This is a genomic window from Flavobacterium calami (assembly GCF_038290035.1).
GTDB classification, from domain to species: Bacteria; Bacteroidota; Bacteroidia; order Flavobacteriales; family Flavobacteriaceae; genus Flavobacterium; species Flavobacterium calami.
In genome coordinates this window covers 1-5,516 of sequence record NZ_JBBYHS010000036.1, presented here as the reverse complement: position 1 = coordinate 5,516, position 5,516 = coordinate 1, and the positions used below count along the sequence as shown (strand labels likewise).

General features: G+C 46.1%; 2 tRNA genes and 2 rRNA genes. All 4 read left to right on the top strand.

The window, feature by feature from the left end:
• The first annotated feature begins 451 nt into the window (after window positions 1–451).
• Window positions 452–1,965: ribosomal RNA gene (locus tag AAEO57_RS20700) — 16S ribosomal RNA — on the top strand.
• A 129-nt stretch (window positions 1,966–2,094) separates the two neighbouring features.
• Window positions 2,095–2,168, top strand: a tRNA-Ile gene (locus tag AAEO57_RS20695).
• Window positions 2,169–2,259: 91 nt separating this feature from the next.
• Window positions 2,260–2,333, top strand: a tRNA-Ala gene (locus tag AAEO57_RS20690).
• A 150-nt stretch (window positions 2,334–2,483) separates the two neighbouring features.
• Window positions 2,484–5,361 (top strand): 23S ribosomal RNA (locus tag AAEO57_RS20685).
• The 16S and 23S rRNA genes sit together here with 2 tRNA genes alongside, the layout of an rRNA operon.
• Window positions 5,362–5,516: the final 155 nt, after the last annotated feature.

Genomic DNA, 5,516 nt, shown 5'->3' with positions numbered 1-5,516 from the left:
TAAAAAAGCTTGCGCAACTGGAATTGTTGTGTACTTTTGCACCCGCAACAGCGAAGGCGTTCATCGAAATACTGGCAAGATAATAAGTAATCAATCAGAAAAGAAATTCTGAAAAAAAGATTGCGAAAAGCTTGTGAGATTTGAAAATGCTTTTTACATTTGCACCCCGCAAACGAGGCGAAGTTCATAGAAATACTGTAGAGGAAATTAGGAAAAAGGAGCGAAAAAAAAGTTTCAATTTTTTTTAAATTTTTCTTGCAGGTTTTAAAAATTAGTTTTAGTTTTGCACCCGCTTTGAGAGACAAGCGAAATAAGACAAATACACGTTCGTAGACATATTGAATTGACAGCCGTTTTAACAGAGATGTTAGAACAAAAGAATAAGAGTAATGGAATCGTGAGATTCGAATAAAACCGACTAGAGAATCATCGAGATATAATATTACAATATACGATGAAGAGTTTGATCCTGGCTCAGGATGAACGCTAGCGGCAGGCTTAACACATGCAAGTCGAGGGGTATATTTCTTCGGAGATAGAGACCGGCGCACGGGTGCGTAACGCGTATGCAATCTGCCTTTCACAGAGGGATAGCCCAGAGAAATTTGGATTAATACCTCATAGTATTATAGAGTGGCATCACTTTATAATTAAAGTCACAACGGTGAAAGATGAGCATGCGTCCCATTAGCTAGTTGGTAAGGTAACGGCTTACCAAGGCAACGATGGGTAGGGGTCCTGAGAGGGAGATCCCCCACACTGGTACTGAGACACGGACCAGACTCCTACGGGAGGCAGCAGTGAGGAATATTGGTCAATGGGCGCAAGCCTGAACCAGCCATGCCGCGTGCAGGATGACGGTCCTATGGATTGTAAACTGCTTTTGTACGAGAAGAAACAACATTACGTGTAATGTTTTGACGGTATCGTAAGAATAAGGATCGGCTAACTCCGTGCCAGCAGCCGCGGTAATACGGAGGATCCAAGCGTTATCCGGAATCATTGGGTTTAAAGGGTCCGTAGGCGGTTTAGTAAGTCAGTGGTGAAAGCCCATCGCTCAACGGTGGAACGGCCATTGATACTGCTGAACTTGAATTATTAGGAAGTAACTAGAATATGTAGTGTAGCGGTGAAATGCTTAGAGATTACATGGAATACCAATTGCGAAGGCAGGTTACTACTAATGGATTGACGCTGATGGACGAAAGCGTGGGTAGCGAACAGGATTAGATACCCTGGTAGTCCACGCCGTAAACGATGGATACTAGCTGTTGGGAGCAATTTCAGTGGCTAAGCGAAAGTGATAAGTATCCCACCTGGGGAGTACGAACGCAAGTTTGAAACTCAAAGGAATTGACGGGGGCCCGCACAAGCGGTGGAGCATGTGGTTTAATTCGATGATACGCGAGGAACCTTACCAAGGCTTAAATGTAGATTGACCGTTTTGGAAACAGAACTTTCGCAAGACAATTTACAAGGTGCTGCATGGTTGTCGTCAGCTCGTGCCGTGAGGTGTCAGGTTAAGTCCTATAACGAGCGCAACCCCTGTTGTTAGTTGCCAGCGAGTAGTGTCGGGAACTCTAACAAGACTGCCAGTGCAAACTGTGAGGAAGGTGGGGATGACGTCAAATCATCACGGCCCTTACGCCTTGGGCTACACACGTGCTACAATGGCCGGTACAGAGAGCAGCCACCTCGCGAGGGGGAGCGAATCTATAAAGCCGGTCACAGTTCGGATCGGAGTCTGCAACTCGACTCCGTGAAGCTGGAATCGCTAGTAATCGGATATCAGCCATGATCCGGTGAATACGTTCCCGGGCCTTGTACACACCGCCCGTCAAGCCATGGAAGCTGGGGGTGCCTGAAGTCGGTGACCGCAAGGAGCTGCCTAGGGTAAAACTGGTAACTAGGGCTAAGTCGTAACAAGGTAGCCGTACCGGAAGGTGCGGCTGGAACACCTCCTTTCTAGAGCCTTAGTGTTAGCTGTAAAGCACGCTGAGGAAATAAGATGTTGATCTATAGGTTTTGAATCAAAAGATTGTATTACTCTTGCTGTTAATTTAAAAAAAATGATAAAGAATTAAGAAAAAACAGAGTCTCGTAGCTCAGCTGGTTAGAGTACTACACTGATAATGTAGGGGTCGGCAGTTCGAGTCTGCCCGGGACTACTAAACACTTAATTAAAAGGAAATTTTAGAGGTTGAGACCTTATGAGCAATAATTCATAACTCATAACTAATAACTCATCACTAATAAAATGGGGGATTAGCTCAGCTGGCTAGAGCGCCTGCCTTGCACGCAGGAGGTCAACGGTTCGACTCCGTTATTCTCCACGAAATAATTGATAATTATTAATTGATAATTAACAATTTTTAAAGTTCATTGACATATTGAGATAAGAAAATAATAAAAAGTAGAAAGTGTTTTTTACAATTTTATTGTAAAGACAAAAAAAACGGTCATAATTGATTTTATGATTGGTACAATAAGCAAAATAAGGGCGTATGGGGGATGCCTAGGCTCTCAGAGGCGATGAAGGGCGTGATAAGCTGCGAAAAGTTACGGGGACAAGCACACATTGATTGATCCGTAAATACCCGAATGGGGCAACCCACTATGTTGAAGACATAGTACACCGATAGGTGGGCAAACCCGCTGAACTGAAACATCTAAGTAGGCGGAGGAGAAGAAAACAAAAGTGATTCCGTAAGTAGTGGCGAGCGAACGCGGATTAGCCCAAACCAATGTTGTTACGGCAATGTTGGGGTTGTAGGACCACGACATTTTATGTACAAGGAACCAGAAGTTACTGGAAAGTAGCGCCATAGAGAGTGATAGCCTCGTATGGGTAACGAGTATAATAGATAGTGGTATCCTGAGTAGGGCGGGGCACGTGAAACCCTGTCTGAATTTGGCGGGACCATCCGCTAAGGCTAAATACTCCTGAGAGACCGATAGTGAACCAGTACCGTGAGGGAAAGGTGAAAAGAACCGTGAATAACGGAGTGAAATAGATCCTGAAACCATACGCTTACAAGCGGTCGGAGCCCTTTCGTGGGGTGACGGCGTGCCTTTTGCATAATGAGCCTACGAGTTAACGTTGCTGGCAAGGATAAGTGTTTAAGACATGGATCCGTAGCGAAAGCGAGTCTGAATAGGGCGCTTTAGTCAGTAGTGTTAGACGCGAAACCGTGTGATCTACCCATGGGCAGGATGAAGCTGTGGTAACACACAGTGGAGGTCCGAACCGGTTGACGTTGAAAAGTCTTCGGATGACCTGTGGGTAGGGGTGAAAGGCCAATCAAACTCGGAAATAGCTCGTACTCCCCGAAATGCATTTAGGTGCAGCGTTATTTTAGTTATATAGAGGTAGAGCTACTGATTGGATGCGGGGGCTTCACCGCCTACCAATTCCTGACAAACTCCGAATGCTATATAATGATTGATAATAGTGAGGGCTTGGGTGCTAAGGTCCAAGTCCGAGAGGGAAAGAACCCAGACCATCAGCTAAGGTCCCCAAATATATGCTAAGTTGAAAGAACGAGGTTTGTCTGCCCAGACAGCTAGGATGTTGGCTTGGAAGCAGCCATTCATTTAAAGAGTGCGTAACAGCTCACTAGTCGAGCGGACGAGCATGGATAATAATCGGGCATAAGCATATTACCGAAGCTATGGATTTACAGTTTACTGTAAGTGGTAGGGGAGCATTCCAGCAGGGTTGAAGGTGTATCGTAAGGTATGCTGGACTGGCTGGAAAAGAAAATGTAGGCATAAGTAACGATAATGCGGGCGAGAAACCCGCACACCGAAAAACTAAGGTTTCCACAGCTATGCTAATCAGCTGTGGGTTAGTCTGGACCTAAGGCGAACCCGAAAGGGACAGTCGATGGCCAACGGGTTAATATTCCCGTACTACTTATTACTGTGATGGGGTGACGGAGTGATGAAAGCGCCGCGAACTGACGGAATAGTTCGTTAAAGTACCTAGCTATAGGCTCTATAGGCAAATCCGTAGAGCTTGGTGAAATACGATAGTACTCGGAGTCTTCGGACAAAGAGATAGTGCGCCTAAGGGCTTCCAAGAAAAACCTCTAAACTTCAGGTAATTAGTACCAGTACCGTAAACCGACACAGGTAGTTGAGGAGAGAATCCTAAGGTGCTCGAGAGATTCATGGCTAAGGAATTAGGCAAAATAGACCTGTAACTTCGGGAGAAAGGTCGCCAGCGTAAGCTGGCCGCAGTGAAAAGGTCCAGGCGACTGTTTATCAAAAACACAGGGCTCTGCAAAATCGTAAGATGAAGTATAGGGCCTGACACCTGCCCGGTGCTGGAAGGTTAAGAGGAGATGTTATCTTCGGAGAAGCATTGAATTGAAGCCCCAGTAAACGGCGGCCGTAACTATAACGGTCCTAAGGTAGCGAAATTCCTTGTCGGGTAAGTTCCGACCTGCACGAATGGTGTAACGATCTGGACACTGTCTCAGCCATGAGCTCGGTGAAATTGTAGTAACGGTGAAGATGCCGTTTACCCGCAGTGGGACGAAAAGACCCTGTGCACCTTTACTATAGCTTAGTATTGACCTTGGATAAATGATGTGTAGGATAGGTTGGAGACTGTGAAGTGGCGTCGCCAGGCGTTGTGGAGTCATTGTTGAAATACAACCCTTTGTTTATCTGAGGCCTAACCCCCAATAGGGGGGACATTGCTTGGTGGGTAGTTTGACTGGGGTGGTCGCCTCCAAAAGAGTAACGGAGGCTTCTAAAGGTTCCCTCAGTACGCTTGGTAACCGTGCGTAGAGTGCAATGGCATAAGGGAGCTTGACTGAGAGACATACAGGTCGATCAGGTACGAAAGTAGAGCATAGTGATCCGGTGGTTCCGCATGGAAGGGCCATCGCTCAAAGGATAAAAGGTACGCCGGGGATAACAGGCTGATCTCCCCCAAGAGCTCATATCGACGGGGGGGTTTGGCACCTCGATGTCGGCTCGTCACATCCTGGGGCTGGAGAAGGTCCCAAGGGTTGGGCTGTTCGCCCATTAAAGTGGCACGCGAGCTGGGTTCAGAACGTCGTGAGACAGTTCGGTCTCTATCTACTGCGGGCGTTAGAAATTTGAGTGGATCTGATTCTAGTACGAGAGGACCGAATTGGACTAACCTCTAGTGTATCTGTTGTCCCGCCAGGGGCACCGCAGAGTAGCTACGTTGGGAAGGGATAAGCGCTGAAAGCATATAAGCGCGAAACCCACCACAAGATGAGATTTCTTTTAAGGATCGTGGAAGATGACCACGTTGATAGGCTACAGATGTAAAGGCAGTAATGTCATAGTCGAGTAGTACTAATAATCCGTAAGCTTATGTACACCCTTTTCCCGAGAGCGAAAGCTCTCGGGAGAGAACTTTCTAATAAATAAAAACCTTTCTTTATCTCAGTATGTTAAAATATTAGCTCGACGCGAGTAAGTCGTAAAGAGGAAAGTCCAAAGTTAAAAAGTTAGTAAAATGACTTTAGACTTTA